This is a genomic window from Rhodoferax ferrireducens T118, assembly GCF_000013605.1.
GTDB classification, from domain to species: domain Bacteria; phylum Pseudomonadota; class Gammaproteobacteria; order Burkholderiales; family Burkholderiaceae_C; genus Rhodoferax; species Rhodoferax ferrireducens.
The window spans coordinates 1,947,490-1,966,181 of the sequence record NC_007908.1; the positions used below are offsets into that span (position 1 = coordinate 1,947,490).

The following is an 18,692-nucleotide window of genomic DNA, read 5'->3' on the forward strand; positions in this document are numbered from 1 at the left end:
TTTAAGTTGTAGAGAAAGGCCAGCGTCACTTCGCCCGGACCCCTTGCACCAGTGCGCCCAGCGCAATGCCGGCCAGCGCCCACAGCAGGCTCCAGTTGCCTGCGCCCAGGCCCGCAATGGCCGGTCCCGGGCACACGCCGCACAGGCCCCAGCCGACGCCGAACAGAGCCGCGCCCACCAGGGTGTCGCGGTTCCAGACGCTGGGATGCACATGGAAGTGCTCGTCCAACAGGGGCCGCTCCAGCAGGCGGGGCGCCAGCTGGTAGGCCAGCAGCACCACCAGCACGGCGCCGCCCATCACCAGCATCAAGCCGAAGTCTTGAAAGCGCAGAAAGCTCAGCACCACCTCGGGCCGGATCATGGTGGACAGTGACAGGCCAAAGCCAAACAGGGCACCCGCCGCCAGTGTGGCGAGCGACTTGAGGAGGGTCTTGTTGGCGGCGTTCATGCGAGCCACCTTGCAGCCATGTTGGCCGTCAGGAATGCGGTCGCCATAAAGGTCAGCACCGCCAGGAGCGAAGGCCATTGCAGCGAGCCCAGCCCGCAGATGCCGTGACCTGACGTGCAACCGTTGCCCAGGCGAGCGCCGTAACCGACAAAAAATCCGCCCACCAGCAACTGCCATGCCGGCACCGCCGTGGCTTCGCGCACACCGCCGGCAAAGCCCAGCCACCACACCAGTGCACCCAGGATCAGACCCAGCGCATAGGCCAGCCGCCAGCCACGCGAATCGACAAAGCGCCCCTGCTGAAAAAACGGCCGCTGCACCAGATACGACCAGCTGCTGGAGAACACCGTGCTCATGCCGCCGATGCGGCCGGTCAACACGAACAGCAGCGCCGCACCCGAGCCAATGATGAGACCGCCCAACAGATAGTGCTGCCAGCCGAGGGGGAATAGAGAAAGTGAAAGGTTCATGGGGGAGGATTATCCGTGGGTGGATTACTTGGGATCTGACTCCGATTCGCGGGTCCACACAAGCAGAAGGTTATTGGCCGGCATGGCATGCCGGGCAGTCAGTTGCAGGCCGGCGCGGGTGGCTTCTTGCGCGACCTCTTCACGCCGGCGAATGCCCCAGTCGGGATTTTGCGCGCGCAGGCTCTGGTCAAACGCCAGGTTGCCCGCGGCGGTCGGCACCTCGTCTTCCAGATACGGCCCGTAGGTGACGAGCAGGCCGCCCGGCGCCAGATGCCAGGCACTGCCGCGCATCAACGCGGCGCAGCTCGCCCACGGCGAGATGTGCAGCATGTTGGCGCAGAAGATCAGGTCAAACTGGGCGTCCTCTGCCAGCCAGCGCGGCGCCATCACGTCCACCAGCAAGGGCGTGCGCACCTGGGTCAAGCCCTGCTGGGCCACGCGCTGGGCGATGACGCTCAAAGCGCCGGGCTGGGCGTCGGTGGGCTGCCAGGTCCAACGCGGCAGGTGGGCGGCAAACCAGATGACATGCTGGCCGGTGCCCGAGGCAATCTCCAACGCGCTGCCGCGTTCGGGCAACATCTGGCGAAGCACTTCAAGTATGGGCTGCTTGTTGCGCTCGGCCGCGGGGCTGAAGTCGGCTTGTGACATGGTGTAAGTGTAGAGATCAGAGTTTTTAACAAAAATTGGCTGTAGCCCTCGTGTAATAAGCACATTAAGCTATATAAACTGTAGCATACCCCGTTCGATGCTGAATGCCCGGTGCAAGCAGTCTGCGGAAAACCCGCCTACCATGATGCCATCCCCAACTCAATGAAAGAAGAAAAATGACTGACCATCATCTGTTTGAAACGTTCCATCTGGGCAAGCTCACCCTGAGTAATCGTCTGGTGATGAACCCGATGACCCGTTGCCGTGCCGACGCCGCTGGCGTGCCCAACCCGTTGATGGCCGAGTACTACGCCCAGCGCGCCAGCGCCGGCTTGATCATTACCGAGGGCATCGCCCCCTGCGCCAACGGCAAAGGTTACGCCCGCATACCGGGCTTGTGGAGCAGCGCGCAAGTGCAGGCCTGGAAGGCCGTGACCAGCGCCGTGCACGCCGCCCAGGGCGTGATCTTTGCCCAGCTCATGCACTCCGGGCGCGTCAGCCACCCGGCCAACATGGCCGCCGGCGCCAAAATTGTGGCGCCCAGCGCCATTGCCCTGGCGGGCCAGATGTACACCGACGCGCTGGGCCTGCAAGACTACCCGGTGCCGCAAGCCATGACGGAGGCCGACATTGCCCAGGCCAAAGCCGAGATCGTGCAAGCCGCCAGGAACGCCATTGCCGCCGGGTTTGACGGCGTCGAACTGCACGGTGCCAACGGCTACCTGCTGGAGCAATTCCTCAGCCCCGACACCAACCAGCGCACCGACGCCTGGGGCGGCAGCGTGGAAAAACGCATGCGCTTTGTGCTGGAAGTGGCGCGTGAGACGGCGGCGGCCATCGGTGGCGACAAGCTGGGCATTCGCCTCTCGCCCTATGGCACCAACGCGGGCATGGGCGCCTACCCCGAGGTGGAAGAAACCTATTTGAAACTGTTGCCCCTGCTGGCCGACGCCGGCCTGGTCTACGTCCACATTGCGGACCATTCCGCCATGGGCGCGCCGCCGGTGCCGCTGGCCTTCAAGCAGGCCCTGCGCAAAGCCTGGCCGCGCACCTTCTTCATCGGCGGCAGTTTCGAGCAGGCTTCGGGCCAGCAGGCCGTGCACGATGGCTTGGTGGACCTGGTTGGCATGGGTCGCGCCTTTCTGGCCAACCCGGATCTGGTGGCGCGTTTCAAGAAGGGTCTGCCACTTAATGCGCCCGATGCCGACACCTTCTTCACACCGGGTGCCAAAGGCTACACCGACTATCCGGTGGCTGCGGTCTGAGAAAGCCCGTGAGCGCCATGGCAGGCGAGTTACGTTTGGCTACGTTCTTCACGTGCATGCTGTAGACGGTTCGCAGGGAACTGCGTTTAATAGGCACAAGGGCAATTCGTGCCCCGTTAAGGAGAAATCTATGAAGACAGCCATCATGCTCAACCGTTCCGTCTTTCTGGCGGGTGCCACGGCAACATTGGCTATTGCCGCCCTGGTTTTTGCCGACTCTGCCCACGCCAGAGACAACGTGTTCTGGTCCGTGGGCGTGGGCGCGCCTGGCGTGGCGCTGAATGTGGGCAATGCAAGTCCGGTGTATATGCAGGCTGCGCCTGTCTATTTTGAGCCAGCGCCGGTTTACTATGAGCCGCGCCCTGTTTATGTCAGGCCTGCACCGATCTACGTCCAACCGCAGGTCTACTACGGTCGCCCCCACGGCTGGAACAAGCACCATGGCCCGCAATTTGTGCAGGCAGAGGGCTACGGCGGGGGCTATGCGCCCGTTTATTACCAGCGAGAAGGCCGGGGCGACGGCCGGCATGACCGTCGACATGAAGATTGACGCTGACGTTGATTAGCGCCATGTGAGCATCCCGCGAGCCCTGCAGTCGCGACGTCAATACCGGGTAAGTCTCTGCTTGTCCTACACGGCGTCAACCGATGCAGGGCAACAATGAACTCTTTGAGTTCATCTACAAAGTCGGGAAGCCCCATGAAATCCAAACTCTTCACTGTTTCATTATTGGCATCAGCCTTGTTCGTCGGACTGGGGTTTTCTCCGGTCATGGCGCAGGGCACCAACACGCCTCGTATTGACCAGACGCAGCAAGCGATCAGTGCGCGCATCCAGCAAGGCCTGGCGTCCGGCCACATCACGCCCTCCGAAGCACGCGAGCTCTATCGCCGGGATCGCGACATTGAGATTCGCGAAAGCCGCTTCAAGTCGGACGGAACTGCTACTGCCCAGGAGCGCCAGCAGTTAAGGGCGGACCTGGATCGCCTGAACGCCGAAGTTGAACGCATGATCGCCAACCGCGACGTGGTCAGGCAGTCCGGCAACACCAACGGCATCGACAATCGTGAATTCAATATCAGCCAGCGCATTGACGAGGGCGTTCGCTCTGGTCACCTCAGCCAGCGCGAAGCGCGCAGCTTGCGCAGCCGGGAGCGCGACGTTGCACGCCAAGAGGCGCGCTTCAAACGCGACGGGGTCGTTACCCCGCAGGAACGCCGTCAACTGCGCAATGCGCTTATGAAATTGCGCAACGACGTGGAGCGGATGATTCGCAAAGACCCCCGCGGTCGGCGTTAAGAACACGTCAGGCGCTCACAGCGCCTGAGGCTGCTGCGCCGTCAAGCCCAGCTTGGCGCTGAGTTCAGTCGCATCGGGCGCTGAGCATTGGGTGTTGTGCCAGTCGGTGAACGGCCCGCCGCCGGGCAGCACGTTGCCCGCTGCGTCATAACCAATGGCCTTGAATTTCCAGCTGCTGCCAATGCGCTTGAGATTGCCCACGTGTGATCCATCGGGCAGGTGCACGCTGTGCACATTCGCGTTGACAAAGGTGAGGGTGAGTGCGGCCACGGCCAAGTCAGTGGGTGACGAACTCGTAAGCCACGTCTTCGCTCTCCACCATGTCCAGGATGTCGTTCAGGACATCGTTGTCCTCCGTGCTGCTCCAGGTTTCCTCGGGGTTGCTGGCGAACAGCGGCTCGATGGCAAGGTCCAGAAACTGCTTGTTGGGCAGCTTCAACACGTGCCCGCCTTCCGACGTTTCGACCAGTTCCCAGTCATCCGGGACGGACATTTCCAGTTTGATGGTGACGTTGAGTTTCTTCATGGTGTTCCTTTGTGGCTAAGGCCGCAAGGTTAACCCAAGGCGCGTCGAGAATTCCTAAACGGGGTTTGTCTTGCCCAGTTGCGCGGCTTCCTTGGCGTACAGCTTGGCCGCGATGTAGTCACCGTGGCTGACGTGCAGCAAACCGGCAACTTTGCTGATCAGGTGGTTTTCGTTGGCATCCAGGTGCCCGTCTGCATAGGCGACTTGCCACATATATTCCACCACCTGGATCTTTTGGGCCTGCGTGAACTGGTCGTTCATCGCGCTGGTAAAGCGGAAGTAGTCGTTGGCGCTCTTGGCGGTGTGTTCCGCTTGCGCCAAGAGCCGGGCCAGTTCATCGTCGCTCAAAGCAAACTTGTGGCGCAGCGCCGTCACGGTGGCGGCGCGCTCCGCGGCGGTGACGGCGGCGTCGGAGCGCATCACCTCGACCAGCAGCACGGCCGTAGCCAACTGCAGGCCGTGCGCCTCATCGAAGGTCGACTGGCCGTTGTCAGGCATGAAGAATTGGGTCAGCAGGTTTTTGAGTGGATTCAGCATGGCTCTGGTTGTTTACGTCGCCTGTTTGGCGGCATGTTTCAGTTTGGACTGTACGGTGCGGGAAAGGTTGAACGGAAGTCTAACGCTGTCAACGAAGTGAGTGTGAAATTGGCCTCTAGCCCCCGTGGAATATGGATAAGTAGCTACATAAATAGTGGCAACTGCTTATCGCATCGCAGCCACCATCGGCAAGCGGGACTTGCAGCGCGGATAGTTGCTGCAGCCCCAAAACGCAGGGCCACCCTTGGCTGGTGTGCGCTCCACCAGCTTGATGCCACAACTCGCGCAGGTGGGGCGCCAGTATTCGCCTTCATGCGCCACAGCCAGCAAGGCCTGCTGTTGCTCCGGCGTGCGTTTGGCAATCAATGCCAGCAGGGCAGGGCCGTCCATGGCGTTGATGCCGTTGGCTTTGGCGAACTGCTGCGCGTCCGCCGTGTAGGTGGATGTGGTGGCGTAGGTGCCGCGCTTGAGTTGGTGCGAGGCCATCACGCCAAAGAACTCGCGGATCTCTTTCACCCCCACCGCCTTGCCCTGCCAGTGCTTGCACTGCACCACGGCCACCGGGCCTTGCGCATTGGCCGAGTGCAGCCAGATGTCCACGCCGCCGTCTGCGCCGTGCGATTGCGAGCGTGTTTCAAACCCGGCTTGGGCAAACAGCGCTTCACACACGGCTTCAAAGCGGCGCCACTCGATGGCGGCAAAGACGGCGGGGCTCCAGCGGGTTGCGACCTGCCGTGTTGGGGGTGCTGCAGCGCTTGGCGCGCGCCGGTGCGCAGCAATGTCATCCTTAGTGCCTTGCAGCACTGTTCTTTCCGTAGGTGTGGGTGCGCGCGGAGTGAGTTGGGGCAGGGGATTGGTTTTTGCGATTTTGGCCTGGGTCACATGGTGAATGCCCAACAGCACCACCCCTGCCGCCAATGCCAACCAGCCAGGAGTGCGAAGGCCCGCCGCGACGACCTTGAGCATCGGCGAAGAGCCGATGAACCAGGGAATGATCAGAAACCCAAGGCCCAGAGCGCAAAGCCCAATGCCTTTCTCCTGCAATGTATTGACTGCACGCTTCTGCCGCTTGTTGGACTTTGACCTGGCCATGTGCTTTTCTCCCTGTTGCTGCCCACTATGCGTGTGGGTTGAATGCAGTGTAGCTTCAAGAGAAATTGGTTGCTAGCCCCCGTGGAATAAGCGCAAGTAGCTATATAAAATATAGCGTATTCTTCGTGCGGCACAGATTCGTCAGCAAGCGGCATTTGCAGCGCAAACGGCTCAGACTGGATGGAAGTCTTGCGGCCACAAAAAGTAGGGGCCGAAACGTGACTTGGCGACGAACTCAACGCCAGCTTTTTCTCCCTTGGGGCTCAAGACATGCTTTTCGCCGTCGAACGCCAGATAGCCTTGCTCAGTAGCGCGATCCAGAAACTGCGCTGTTTTCAAACCCAATTTCTGGCCTATCTTGGATGAAGTCAACTTGTCCTCCCTGTTGGCTCCATCAGCACCTTTGTCATCGTCCCGGCTGGACGCTTCGGGTTCGCTGATCACCCGTTCCAGTGATATACGTACTTCATCGCTGATGCGGATGATGCGCTGGGCTTCTTCATAGGCGTCCTTGTACAACTGACTGTCCTCAGCGCGTCGAATCAGAATGCCCATCTCGTTGTTGTTGACCTGGCTGAATTCATAGAAATTCAGACTGGTGACGATGCACATCTCTTCATTCATGTAGCACTTGGCATGCAGGTTTTTGCAGAAGCTGGTGCGGATGTAGGTCAAGCCGCGCAATCACTCAATTTCCTGCGGCCACAACTCACTTTTGCCGTACACGATGCGCATGTGTCGATCTTGAGCCTGTTTTTGTCCGCCAGCAGTTCTTTTATGCGGTCGTTGAGCTTGAGAAATGGGCTAATCAGGATTAGTCGGTCGACGCACCCTTGATCATCTCTTCAAGGAAATAGTTGGTGGCGCTGGTGTTTAGAAATCTTGTCATTTGAATTCTGATGACCCCCTAATGATGCATCTATTAGTGTCTGGTCAATTGGAATCTGATCCTAATTCCCATGAATTATTTGCTAGCCAGCGATGTAATTAGTGCAAATGTAAATGCACATCCGAGAAAACCACAAACAACGAAAACTGTACCAAAAGACTTGGTGTAGGTAAGACGATTTGTGAATATTGGAAATGTTGCGATAGGGTTTTGCTGGTCAATGGAAAATGGTAAGTGCTGAACTACTGTCGAATTTTTTAGAAAAAAACTTTCTATTTCTAAAAGAGATTTTTCAGCATTCTTTATCAAGTCTTTTGTTCTTTGGTCTATTTTCCAGAAAATGAATGCCAACATTGCCATTAATGGCCCAATCATTATTGTCAAATGTGAGTCGGCGAATTGCGGCTTCGACTGAAGTACAAAAAAACCAGCTCCAATGAGTGCAGTCTCGAGTGTTATAAAAAATTGAAAAGCACTCATCCTCTGTTGTGCATGTAGGGAAAAATAGTTCCAACAGTGATTTCTGATTTCCGATTCGATGGATGGGTCAAAGGATGAGCTCATAAATTTACTTGGTGATAGTGCATTGAGAATGCATTTAATAGAAGGCGATTTCGGGAAATAACTCGAACGGTACTGCCAGTATCTTTCTCTATTAGTCTATAATTAGCCGAGTCTTTTATAAACTCTAGTGACAAATTATTTTTGATTAATTTCGAGAGTATCGTGGCGCATTGGTCCACCGTTCGAACAACCAAAATTCCATTTAGAACTCCTGTAGAGAGGATAACTTGGAGAGCCAGCGGATGAATTTCTCTGAATAATCTAGCGCGTCGCTCGAAGATTATTGCATTGGCTACAAATGCATTGATTATGGACTCACGAAAATCTTGGATCGAGATGGATGTGTGGTCTCCTCTTTTGCAGGCGTCGAGCCATTTTCTGTATTTGGACCGGAAATTCTCGGGAATCCTACTTTGTTCCTCATAGAGATCAAAATCGGCCCAGTGAGTCTCAGCAATTTGACCAAGTTCAGAATCGTCTAACATAACTAGTAGCGCAGTCAGAACATATCCGAATATCGCTTGCTGGTCGACACTTTCATCAATAGAATCGCGCTCTTTGTCATCAAGCATGCCCAATAATTCAATTCTATTTTTCTTGAACAAACTTTCTGTGTCGTGTGAGCCATCCGGAAAACTAAGTCTTGGAACATAGACGATTACAGGCTTACCTTGTCCAAGCGCAACACTGGCCTCAGAATCTTTGCCAAAAGTGTCAGTTTTCTGTGCCATGTAAATAGTCACTGATGCGCGTTTAAGCATCAGTGCCTCCACTAATCCCTTTGCTATTCTGTCGTCTATCCACGATTGTGTTGGATTGAAGTGGCGTAGTTTTAGGTCTTTTACTTGGCTGTGAAAAAATAATTTTTCGGTAAAGGTATTGACAGAAACAAAGTCGGCGTCTGAGCGCATGGATGTTGCTACGTATACGTCCAAAAAATCAGAGGCCAAGTAGAATGCCAAATTCTCCAATGCTTGCATCTGAGTGTGGCCCATTTGTTTGATCTCGTCATCTGATTTTGGTGCAAGCCTGTCTGCTTCCAGATCAATCTCGTCCGCACTAGGTGCAAACAATGATGAAAAGAGTCCATGCTGAAAATGAGATTCGAATTTTCGGAGCAATGAATCCATTCGAATTTTTGTTTTACTTGGAATATCTGCTATCGCTCTGCTTGGATCTTTCTCACGAAATGCTGTCGCTAAACTCTTCAGAAATCGACTCAGAGTTCCCCGTTCATCATTCTCCTGTTTCACTCGCGCGGCGGAGATGTATCCTAGATCAGGTAATCTCTCATCAACAATCTCGTTGGGTATTTTCCAGTCAGCACGATCACTGTATCCCTTAATATCTTTTATATCAATTGCCGCAAGACACTGATCGATGTTAGTTGCCTTGTTCAGTTTTTCGTAACCATCTTCGAAAGTGCTATACATTCGGACGGCATCTTCTTGGTAGATTAATACCGAATTTCGAAATGCGGTTGGTGAAGTAAAACTATTAGTCTTAAAGTACTTCTTGAAGAACTGTTGGCTAGCAGGCCTAACGCCGTAGAAAACTAATATGCTATTGAAGAGATTGTGAAGTTGAAACTCTGAATTGGTGCCGTCGAACAGGCGTTTTATGGCCTTATCTGCAACAAGGCGAGTACTAGTTTCATGTCTGTCAAGCGTGACACTCCGACCGCACAACTCAGCTAATTGCTCCTCAAAATCTGATCGTGTTTGAACGTCTTGATCTAGAAACTCCATCCAATAATTTTTTGGAATATCGAGGTGGATGCAAATTTGTTCCAAAATATCTGCTCTTGGCAGACGAAGACCTTGTTCAAGATGTGCGATATTGGATCGGTTGATTCCAGGTAGTGCACTACTAAGTGCATCTTGTGACAATTTTTTGTGTTCACGCATGGACTTCACCAGTTCACCAAGTCGTTCTCGAGAATTTTGCATGTGCCGATCTCTCTAGTAATTTTTTACGACAACTTCCGCTGCCATTTTTCTATGCCCAGCAAAACCGGCAATGTTCCTTCGAACTTGTATCGTCGTGCTATTCCATCGTTTGGAGAATCTTGAGATCTCCGCACATTCGGTGTAGGAGAGCATGAATTTCACTCCTCTTCTATCAGCCGCATTCAGTTCAACCCAGAGATTTTGAATATCTCGCAGGCCAAAAGAACTGGCGTCATACTCGCAAAATTCATTGTGTTCCTTGGAGGCGTAGGGTGGATCGACATACAAGAAATCTCCTCTTTTAGTACGAGAAATCGTTGTTTTGAAATCGTCGTTTCTGAGTTCGCAGTTATTGAGAAGTCTACTCGCGTCGGATACTTCTTCCCTTGACAGAAGTTTTGAGTTTCGCTGGCCGCTATATGGAACGTTAAACTGACCGGATTTATTTGTTCGATAAAGCCCGTTAAAGCAAAGCCTATTGAGATAGAGAAAACGCGCGGCGCGCTCCACCTTGGTCAGAGCTTGCGGTTCAAGTGAACGAACTAAATAATATATTTCTCGATCATCAGGCAAGCTTTCATATTTCTCCATAACTGACTTATTTCTTGATTTAATTAAGTCGAGTGCATTTATCAACTCCGAGTTGATGTCTGATAGTACTGAACTTGCTGGTTCAGATAAGAAAAATAAACTAGCTGATCCACAAAATGGCTCAATATAGCGATGCATAACCTGTGGAAACTGTGGTAAAAGATACTTTGCCAAATATCTCTTACTTCCTGCCCAGCGAAGAATTGGTGTCATTTGGTTTGAGATATTGTTCCGGAACGCCATCCACGTTGGCGTGCCACGTAACTATTAAATAGGCATCCTCATTGCTGTCTGCATAGTGAGTGATTGTTTTTCTACTATTCAAATCAGCGTGCCCCCCGCGCTTGACGGCCGGCTGTGCCGTCGTTCCCAATCTTGATGTGTGCGCACTGAGGCCTCGGGCAGTTGCAGAAGATGCGTCTGAAAAAGGCCGGACTTCATTCTGATATGCGGACTGCTGGCGCGTCAATATGGGTGACCAGCCAGACTTTTCATGCTCGCATTTCACCACGCGTTGAAAGGGGAAGTTCCGCGCCCAAGTCACGTTTGGCGCCGAGCTGACCCAGTTCTTTGTCAGTCATAAAAATCTATCTCCGTGTCTAAATGGTCACTAGCCCTGCTCTAGATAGCTCATCTTCCCCACGAATCCTCCAACCCCACCGCCAGATTAAACACCGGCTTCGCTTTCGTGTGGTCCACCCCATCCGCCACAAAGTACCCATGCCGCTCAAACTGAAACTTCTGGTCAGCGCGGGCGCTGGCCAGGGATGGTTCCACAAACGCCGTCACCACTTTCAGGCTGTTTGGGTTCAGGGCCTCGATAAAGTCTTTGCCGCCCGCGTCGGGTTGGGCCTCCAGAAACAGGCGGTCGTACAGGCGCACTTCAACCGGCAGGCCGTCGGCCACGGCGACCCAGGTGATGACGCCTTTGACCTTGACGGCGTCGCTGCCGGGGGTGCCGCTCTTGGTGTCGGGCACCAGCGTGGCTTGTACCTCGGTCACGCGGCCGTCCGCGTCTTTGGTGCAGCCGGTGCATTCCATGACGTGGCCGTATTTCAGGCGCACCTTGTTGCCGGGGAACAATCTGAAAAATCCTTTGGGCGGCGTTTCTTCAAAGTCCGTGCGGTCAATCCACACCTCTTTGCCGATCTTGAATGCGCGCTTGCCCAGCTCGGGGTGGTGCGGGTGAAGGGGGGCGGAGCAGTCGTCAAGCTTGCCCGCGCCCATCACGTCATCCCAGTTGGTCAGCACCAGTTTCACCGGGTCCAGCACGGCCATGGCGCGGGGGGCGCACACGTCCAGCGTTTCGCGCAGGCAGCCTTCCAAAGTTGAATAGTCAATCCAGCTGTCGCTTTTGGTGACGCCAATACGTTCGGTAAACAGTTGAATCGCCTCGGGCGTGTAGCCACGCCGGCGCAGGCCGACTATTGTTGGCATGCGCGGGTCGTCCCAACCCTTGACCTTGTGGTCGTACACCAGTTGCGCCAGCTTGCGCTTGCTGGTCACGACATAGGTCAGGTTCAGGCGGGCAAATTCGTACTGGTGCGGGGGTGGGCTACTTAACAGGCCGCCTTCTATCAGGCGCTCCATCAGCCAGTCGTAAAACGGGCGCTGGTCTTCAAATTCGAGCGTGCAGATGCTGTGGGTGATATTCTCCAGCGCGTCCTCAATCGGGTGGGCAAAGGTGTACATCGGGTAGATGCACCATTTGTCGCCTGTGTTGTGGTGCGTGGCGCGGCGAATGCGGTAGATGGCGGGGTCGCGCAGGTTGATGTTGGGGCTGGCCATGTCGATCTTGGCGCGCAGCACCATGGCGCCGTCTTCGTGCTGACCGTCGCGCATTTCGCGAAAGCGGGCCAGGTTCTCGGCCGGGGTGCGGGCGCGGAACGGGCTGTCGACACCGGGCTTGCCGAAATCGCCCCGGTTGATGCGGATTTGCTCCACCGTTTGCTCGTCCACATAGGCGTGGCCGGCTTCGATCAAATACTCGGCCGCGCGGTACATGAAGTCGAAGTAGTCGCTGGCCTGGTAGGGCGTGGCGGTGGGCGAGCCGTTCCACTCAAAGCCCAGCCAGCGCACCGAGTTCATGATGGTGGTGACGTACTCCAGCTTTTCTTTTTCGGGGTTGGTGTCGTCAAAGCGCAGGTGGCACACGCCGCCAAAGTCGCGCGCCAGGCCAAAGTTCAGGCAAATGCTCTTGGCGTGGCCGATGTGCAGGTAGCCATTGGGCTCGGGCGGAAAGCGGGTGCGGATCTTGGCCGGGTCAGGCTGACCCTGGGCATGGTGCGCGGCATCACCGGGGCTGCCGGCCCAGCGGCGTGTAGCGTAGGTGCCGGCGGCCAGGTCATGTTCGATGATCTGGCGCAAAAAGTTGCTGGGTTTGACGGGCTCAGAAGCAGCGGCGGCGGCTTTGGTGGCGTGGGCCGGGGGTGTTGCGGGGTTGGGGGTGCTCATGCGAATGATTTTAGACTGCGCAGTGCTCTGAAGTACCATTCTAGGTCCGGCGCGCTCCCTTACCCAACCCTATGAATACCAACGATTTCCCTGACACGTCCCCCGACACAGTGTTCGATACCGTGCAGCTGCGGCGGGGCGATCTTCAGGCTGCGGTGCAGGACGGCATTATTTCCATCACGCAGGCGCAGCACCTGTGGTCGCGGTGGTCGCCGGGCGCGGCGGTGAATGCGCGGGCGCCAGCACAGGGGTGGCGGGTCGGGCGCGCGGCGCCGGGCCCGGGCTTGAGCTTCACCAACACCTTGTATTACTTTGGCGGCATGGTGGCCATTGGCGCCATGACGCTGTTCATGACCTTGGGCTGGCAGTCTTTTGGCGCCTGGGGTCTGCTGGCGATCAGTTTGGGGTATCTGGCGGCCTGCCTGAAGGTGGCCGACCATCTGAAGACCCGCCAGTTGCCCATTCCGGCCGGCATTCTGGCCACGCTGGCGGTGTGCCTGGTGCCCTTGATTGTGTGGTGTGTGCAGCAAGGGTTGGGGCTGTGGCCGCCGGGCGGGCCTGAGCGCTATTCGGCCTACCACACGCATATCAACTGGCGCTGGCTGACGCTCGAATTTGCCACGCTCATCGCCGGTGTGGTGATGCTGTGGCGCTACCGGTTGCCGTTCATGGTGATGCCGGTGGCTGTGACGATCTGGTACATGAGCATGGATGTGGCCAACGCCCTGATGCAAAACCAGGGTTTCAACTGGCAGTTCACGCGTGATGTGTCGCTGGTGTTTGGCCTGGCCACCTGTGCCGTGGCGGTGTGGGTGGACGTGCGCTGCCGTCAGGCGCAAGAGCCCGCCTGGCGGCAGGACTATGCGTTTTGGCTGTACCTGTTTGGCGCCATCATGTTCTGGTGCGGTTTGAGTCTGCGTGATTCCAGCTCCGAGTTGGGCAAGTTCATTTATGCACTGCTCAATGTGTTTTTGGTGTTTGTGGGTGCGGCCATTGGGCGACGGGTGTTCACGGTGCTGGGGGCGTTTGGCGTGGCCGGGTATCTGGGCTATCTGTCGCACCGGGTGTTCCAGGACAGTTTGATGTTTCCGTTTGCGCTGACGCTTTTGGGTCTGGGTTTGGTGGCCTTGGGCATCTGGTGGCAGCGCCATGAAGATCGCATCTACGCGCGCCTGAGCGCCTGGGTGCCGGCCGGCTTGCGCGCTTAAGGGGAGGAGGGCAGGGCCAGGTACTTGGCCTCGAAGATATCGCTCGGCACCGGTTTGCTGAATAGAAAACCCTGGATTTCATCGCAGTTCAGCACCTGCAGCAGGCGCGATTGCTCCTCGGTTTCGACCCCCTCGGCCACCACCTTGAGCTTGAGCGCATGTGCCAGGCTGATGATGGTGGACACCAGCGCCAGGCTTTCCGGCGCATCCGTCATTTCGATCACGAACGAGCGGTCGATCTTCAGCGTGTCCACCGGGAGTTTTGACAAGTAGCTGAGCGAGGAAAAACCGGTGCCAAAGTCGTCAATGGCCAGGGTGACGCCCATGTCCCGGATCGCGTGCAGGCTGGTGATGCTGTGCTGGACGTTCTCCATCAGCAGGCTTTCGGTGATCTCCAGTTCCAGCCCAGCGGCCGCATGTGCGTCAATGCTGATGGCCTGCCTGATCTCGTCGATGAAGCCGCGATGGCGCAGTTGCAGCGGCGACACGTTCACCGCGATGCGCACGGCGGCCAGGCCCGCGCTGCGCCAGCGCAAGGCGTCTTTGATGGCCTGGCGCAACGCCCAGCGTCCAACTTCGTGGATCAATCCGGTTTCTTCGAGGATCGGGATGAACCGGCCGGGTGGCACCAGGCCCGTGCGCGGGTCGTTCCAGCGAATCAGCGCCTCGGCGCTGGTCATCTTGCCGCTCGCAAGATTTACCTTGGGCTGGTAATGGAGCACGAACTCACCTTTGTCGAGCGCCTGGCGCAACTGGTTTTCCAGCGTCAGCTTGCCGGCCGCCATATCCGTCATCTTCTGTGTGTAAAACAGGTAGCGTTCGCCGCTCGTCTTGGCCTTGTTGAGCGCGGACTCGGCGTTCTTGAACAAGGTGTCGCTGTCAGCACCGTCGTAGGGGAACAGGGCTATCCCGACCTTGGCGGAGATCCGGAACACGGCGTCGTTCAGCCGGAATGGATGCTCCAGAAAAGCGGCCATCAATTGATCAAGAGCCCGCGCCACCTCGCCATCCTGCTTGACCTCCGGCAGCACCACGGCAAACAGGTCAGCACCGACGCGTGCCAACAAGTTGGCGTCGCCCACCTTGCTCGTCAGCCACTCTGCTACCAGCCTTAACAGCGTGTCGCCAGCCGGTCGGCCCAGGCTGTCGTTGATGTTTTTGAAACGCTCCAGGTCAATCAGAAACAAGGCAAGTTTGTCCCCGCTTCTGACAGCGCTGCGCATGGCCTGCGCCACCCGTTCGAGAAAAAGACTGCGGTTGGCCAGTCCCGTGAGCACGTCGTAGTAGACGAGGTAATTAAGCCGCTCCTGCTTCTCGATGTGATCAATCGCGAACGCGACGTCGCCTGCCAATTCCGATAGCAGCTTCAACTCCTCTTCCTTGAAAAATTCAGTCTCGCTGGCGTACAACGCCAGCACACCCACGGCTTCGTCCGAGACAATCAGCGGGAACACGGCCATCGAGTGGACGCCGGCTTTGATGTATTTCGCGCTAAACAAGACCTGGGGGTCGTTTTGTGCCGCATTGGACACGACCGCCTTTTTGTCCCGGATTGCCCGCGCGCTCATGGTCTTGGGCGCATGTTCACTTGACGACAAGATATTGTTGATGGCGGTCATGAGCTCATCATCCTTGCCCGCAGTTGCAACCGGGACGATCTGCGTCGTGCTGTGATGGACAGTGGCGATCATGGCCATACGGAAACCGCCTTCCTCGACCGCAATCCGGCACGCCTCCTTGAACAGCTCGTCGCGGTTGCGCACGCGCACGATCAGCGTATTGATGCCGCTCAGCACGGCATACACGCGGTTGAGGTGTGTGATCCGGTCCTGCGCAGTCTTGATCTTCTCGGCATCGGTCTTTTGATCAGTGACGTCGGTGGCGATGCCTGCGATGCGCACGATCTTGTCGGCGTCGTCCCGGACCGGAAAGCCTCTGACCTTGATCCAGCGAATCGAGTCATCCGGGCGCACCATCCGAAACTCGAACTCGGTTTTGCCTGCCGACACGATCTGCCCGTATTTTTCGTAGGCCGACGCCCGATCATCCGGGTGGACCGCCTCGGTCCACGATTGCGGATTCGCGTACAGGCTTTCGCTGCTGCGGCCCCAAATTTCTTCGTAGGCTGGGCTGACATACAAAATCCGTTCGTCCTCCACGTCGGCGAGGAAGAACACGTCGCGGATGTTCTCCGCCATCTGCCGGAATCGCTCTTCGCTGTCAATCAGCGCCGCTTGAGCTCGCTGATTGGCCGCACGGATTTGCGCTTCTTTCAGTTCACGTTCCAGCGCCGGCGCAAGCCGCGCGAGGCTCGACTTCATCATGTAGTCGCTGGCGCCGGCCTTCATCGCGGCCACGGCGGTGGCCTCGCCGATGGTGCCGGAAATGAGGATGAACGGAATATCGAGGCCGGCCGAGCGGAAAATTTCGAGCGCCTCCAGGCCGGTGAAACCCGGCATGCTGAAATCCGAGATGACGGCGTCCCAGCGTTCCTGCGCCAGCGCGGCTTGCAGGCCCGCCGCCGTCTGGACACGCTGGTGCGTCGGGTCGAACCCGCCGCGATGCAGCGCCCGCAGTGCCAATATTGCGTCGTCTTCGGAGTCCTCGACGATCAGGACTTTGATCGGCTTGTTCATGTGGTGTTGCGCTCCGGCGGCGGTTGATTCGTCATCATCCAATAGATGCCGAGAACTCTCACCGCCTCCAGGAACTCGGCAAAGTTGACGGGCTTGCGCACGTAGCTGTTCGCCCCCAGTGAGTAGCTTTGGATCAGGTCCTGCTCCTCTTTGGATGACGTCATGACGACCACCGGAATGAGCCGGGTCTGCTCGTCGGCGCGGATCGCCTTGAGTACGCCCAGGCCGTCGAGTCGGGGGAGTTTGAGGTCGAGAATGATCAGCGTCGGCAATGACTTGCTGGCGCGCTCGGCGTAGGCACCGCGCGCAAGCAGGAAATCGAGCGCTTCAACGCCGTCCCGCGCCACGATGATCGGGTTCAGCATGTTGTTGCGTTTGAACGCGCGCAGTGTCAGCTTCACGTCGTCCGGATTGTCTTCAACCAGCAGGATGGTCTTGTTCATTTGATCCATTTTTCGATTCCTTCAGAGTGAAAAAGAACGTCGCGCCTTCGCCTTCCTTCGCCTCGGCCCAGAGCTTTCCGTCGTGCCGACGGATGATCCGCTGGACGATCGCCAGACCGATCCCGGTGCCGGGGAAATCCTCAACGTGGTGCAGCCGCTGGAAGGCGCCGAAGAGATTGGCCGCGTGCGCCATGTCGAAACCGACGCCGTTGTCGGCGACGAAAAATATCGTTTTCGAGTCGCGTTCCAGTGCACCAACGCGAATCACCGGTTGCCCGGATCTGCCGGTAAATTTCCAGGCGTTCTGGAGCAGGTTTTGCATGGCGATTCGCGTCAGCGCCAGGTCGGCGTGGAGGCTCAAGCCAGGTTGAATTTCCCATTTTGTCGACCGATCGGGCTGCTCCCGGTCCAGGGTATCGGCGATGTCCTGCGCGATTGCACTGAGGTCGACCCGCGTCACGTTGAGCTCGGCCCGTGTCACCTGGGACAATCGGAGCAAGTCGTCGATGAGGTTGCCCATGCGCTGGCTCGCCGCACGGATGCGCTGCAGGGCGTCCTTGCCCTCTTCGTCCAGTTTGTCGCCGTAGTCCTCGATCAGCACCAGTGAGAAGCCGTCCATGCTGCGCAGCGGTCCGCGCAAATCGTGGGACACGGAATAGCTGAATGCTTCGAGTTCCCTGTTCAAGGCCGCGAGATCCTGGTTGCTGCGCTCGACCTGCGCAAACGATGCCTGCAGCGATTGGGTCATGGTGCCGAAATTTTTCGACAACTCACCGATCTCGTCCTTGGCGCGTATGTCAAGAACAAAATTCCAATTGCCCGCGGCAACGTGGCGCGTCGCCTGCTGGAGCTGGGCGATCGGCATCAGCACGCCGCGTCGCAGAAACCATGACGTGGCGACAATGATTGACGCGATCAAGGCCAGCCCGGCGAGGATTGCAATCATCACCTGCCATTCGGCGTCCATGATGCGCTGCGTCGCGAGGTCGGTCAGGCGCTGCGCGTCGGCGAAGTTCTCCTGCTGGTAGACCATCAGTTGGCTCAGCAGTTGCGCCTCATGTCGCCGACCCGCCTCGTCCAATGGGACGTCCCCGCGGCCTGCGAGCTCTGCCGCGGTGATTTCGGTGAAGAGGCGCAGCCCTATCGCCCTTTTTCCCCGCAAATCGGCCAGGATTTTGCTTTGCGCGGGCCTGCGGAACCGGGCGTCCGCGATCAGCTGGTCAACATGGTCCGACACCGCGGTCCACTGCACCCGAGCCCGTTCATTGTGGTGCAGGTTGTACTCGAAGGTGAGCAGCCTCAGCTCGGTGAGTTCGTGTCCGATCTCAGTCGTCACGCGGCGCTGGCGATTCGCGTCCTCGACTTCCGAGTAGGTCCACCAGATCATCGCCGCAATAAGGGCAATGATCGCGAGCCCCGTGCCCGTGACAAACCGCTCTTTGGTGCCGATTTTCATGCGTGGGTCCGGCGCTAGCGCAGCAAGGTAACGCGGTTTGGCCAGACGGCCAGCAGCGATTGGAATTGCCGCCCGGGCAAGTCCGGACAGTGATCCGGGTTCAGTCCACGGCCGTGCTGAGCCTGTCCAGCCTCATGAGTGAAAACGCCAAAATTTGAATTGCTCTTAGACATGTTCTATTCCCCTCCAAATAGTCTACGCGCGCTTGCCGTGACT

The 18,692-nt window shown here is 57.2% G+C and carries 19 protein-coding genes; 4 read left to right on the forward strand and 15 right to left on the reverse strand.

Annotated features, from left to right (window positions below; translation table 11 throughout):
- Window positions 1-25: 25 nt before the first annotated feature.
- From RFER_RS09165 to RFER_RS09175, 3 genes are read right to left on the reverse strand one after another with little or no spacing between them, the layout of a single operon-like run.
- Complete coding sequence (locus RFER_RS09165; RefSeq protein ID WP_011464107.1) at window positions 26-448, reverse strand: DUF6691 family protein; 423 nt, start codon at window positions 446-448, stop codon at window positions 26-28.
- A complete protein-coding gene (locus RFER_RS09170) occupies window positions 445-918 on the reverse strand; it encodes a YeeE/YedE family protein (RefSeq protein WP_011464108.1) in 474 nt (157 codons plus the stop codon). The genes RFER_RS09165 and RFER_RS09170 overlap by 4 nt, the downstream gene beginning before the upstream one ends.
- Window positions 919-942: 24 nt before the next feature.
- Window positions 943-1,566 (reverse strand): DUF938 domain-containing protein, encoded by a 624-nt coding sequence (locus RFER_RS09175; RefSeq protein ID WP_041790475.1) that lies wholly within the window; start codon window positions 1,564-1,566, stop codon window positions 943-945.
- Between the two features lie 176 nt (window positions 1,567-1,742).
- Here RFER_RS09175 and RFER_RS09180 point away from each other — a divergent pair, with 176 nt between their 5' ends.
- The 3 genes from RFER_RS09180 to RFER_RS09190 all read left to right on the forward strand — a co-directional run bounded on the left by RFER_RS09180 (window position 1,743) and on the right by RFER_RS09190 (window position 4,131).
- A complete protein-coding gene (locus RFER_RS09180) occupies window positions 1,743-2,831 on the forward strand; it encodes an alkene reductase (protein ID WP_011464110.1) in 1,089 nt (362 codons plus the stop codon).
- Between the two features lie 130 nt (window positions 2,832-2,961).
- Window positions 2,962-3,381, forward strand: a complete 420-nt coding sequence (locus RFER_RS09185) for a hypothetical protein (RefSeq protein ID WP_041790479.1) — start codon at window positions 2,962-2,964, stop codon at window positions 3,379-3,381.
- Window positions 3,382-3,531: 150 nt separating this feature from the next.
- Window positions 3,532-4,131 (forward strand): hypothetical protein, encoded by a 600-nt coding sequence (locus tag RFER_RS09190; RefSeq protein ID WP_011464112.1) that lies wholly within the window; start codon window positions 3,532-3,534, stop codon window positions 4,129-4,131.
- A 15-nt stretch (window positions 4,132-4,146) separates the two neighbouring features.
- Here the strand turns inward: RFER_RS09190 and RFER_RS09195 are convergent, their stop codons facing one another.
- The 9 genes from RFER_RS09195 to RFER_RS09225 form a co-directional block, all read right to left on the reverse strand.
- Complete coding sequence (locus tag RFER_RS09195; RefSeq protein ID WP_085998773.1) at window positions 4,147-4,401, reverse strand: hypothetical protein; 255 nt, start codon at window positions 4,399-4,401, stop codon at window positions 4,147-4,149.
- A gap of 7 nt (window positions 4,402-4,408) precedes the next feature.
- Window positions 4,409-4,657, reverse strand: coding sequence for a hypothetical protein (locus tag RFER_RS09200; protein WP_011464114.1), 249 nt, complete (start codon window positions 4,655-4,657; stop codon window positions 4,409-4,411).
- Between the two features lie 54 nt (window positions 4,658-4,711).
- A complete protein-coding gene (locus RFER_RS09205) occupies window positions 4,712-5,194 on the reverse strand; it encodes a TerB family tellurite resistance protein (RefSeq protein ID WP_011464115.1) in 483 nt (160 codons plus the stop codon).
- Window positions 5,195-5,359: 165 nt separating this feature from the next.
- Complete coding sequence (locus RFER_RS09210) at window positions 5,360-6,286, reverse strand: restriction endonuclease (protein ID WP_011464116.1); 927 nt, start codon at window positions 6,284-6,286, stop codon at window positions 5,360-5,362.
- Between the two features lie 171 nt (window positions 6,287-6,457).
- On the reverse strand, window positions 6,458-6,970 hold the full coding sequence (locus RFER_RS09215; protein WP_244095842.1) for a DNA repair protein: 513 nt from the start codon (window positions 6,968-6,970) through the stop codon (window positions 6,458-6,460).
- Between the two features lie 280 nt (window positions 6,971-7,250).
- Window positions 7,251-7,739 carry a hypothetical protein gene (locus RFER_RS24055; protein WP_166485695.1) on the reverse strand — a complete coding sequence of 163 codons (489 nt, stop codon included), beginning with the start codon at window positions 7,737-7,739 and terminating at the stop codon, window positions 7,251-7,253.
- Window positions 7,736-9,688 (reverse strand): helix-turn-helix domain-containing protein, encoded by a 1,953-nt coding sequence (locus RFER_RS09220; protein ID WP_011464117.1) that lies wholly within the window; start codon window positions 9,686-9,688, stop codon window positions 7,736-7,738. Before RFER_RS09220 ends, RFER_RS24055 begins: the two co-directional genes overlap by 4 nt.
- A gap of 12 nt (window positions 9,689-9,700) precedes the next feature.
- On the reverse strand, window positions 9,701-10,492 hold the full coding sequence (locus RFER_RS23445; RefSeq protein WP_166485696.1) for a DNA adenine methylase: 792 nt from the start codon (window positions 10,490-10,492) through the stop codon (window positions 9,701-9,703).
- A gap of 417 nt (window positions 10,493-10,909) precedes the next feature.
- Window positions 10,910-12,733: a glutamine--tRNA ligase/YqeY domain fusion protein gene (locus RFER_RS09225; RefSeq protein WP_041791815.1), complete on the reverse strand. Its 1,824-nt coding sequence runs from the start codon at window positions 12,731-12,733 to the stop codon at window positions 10,910-10,912.
- Between the two features lie 71 nt (window positions 12,734-12,804).
- On the opposite strand from RFER_RS09225, the gene RFER_RS09230 reads away from it, so the two are divergent.
- Window positions 12,805-13,941 carry a hypothetical protein gene (locus tag RFER_RS09230; protein WP_011464120.1) on the forward strand — a complete coding sequence of 379 codons (1,137 nt, stop codon included), beginning with the start codon at window positions 12,805-12,807 and terminating at the stop codon, window positions 13,939-13,941.
- Here RFER_RS09230 and RFER_RS09235 read toward each other — a convergent pair.
- The 3 genes from RFER_RS09235 to RFER_RS09245 are packed head-to-tail and all read right to left on the reverse strand — an operon-like array spanning window position 13,938 to window position 18,476.
- Window positions 13,938-16,577 carry an EAL domain-containing protein gene (locus RFER_RS09235; RefSeq protein ID WP_011464121.1) on the reverse strand — a complete coding sequence of 880 codons (2,640 nt, stop codon included), beginning with the start codon at window positions 16,575-16,577 and terminating at the stop codon, window positions 13,938-13,940. The two genes, RFER_RS09230 and RFER_RS09235, sit on opposite strands and share 4 nt — an antisense overlap.
- A complete protein-coding gene (locus RFER_RS09240; RefSeq protein ID WP_011464122.1) occupies window positions 16,574-17,020 on the reverse strand; it encodes a response regulator in 447 nt (148 codons plus the stop codon). Before RFER_RS09240 ends, RFER_RS09235 begins: the two co-directional genes overlap by 4 nt.
- Entirely contained in the window at window positions 16,995-18,476 is a 1,482-nt protein-coding gene (locus RFER_RS09245) for a sensor histidine kinase (protein ID WP_011464123.1), read from the reverse strand. The genes RFER_RS09240 and RFER_RS09245 overlap by 26 nt, the downstream gene beginning before the upstream one ends.
- Between the last annotated feature and the right edge of the window lie 216 nt (window positions 18,477-18,692).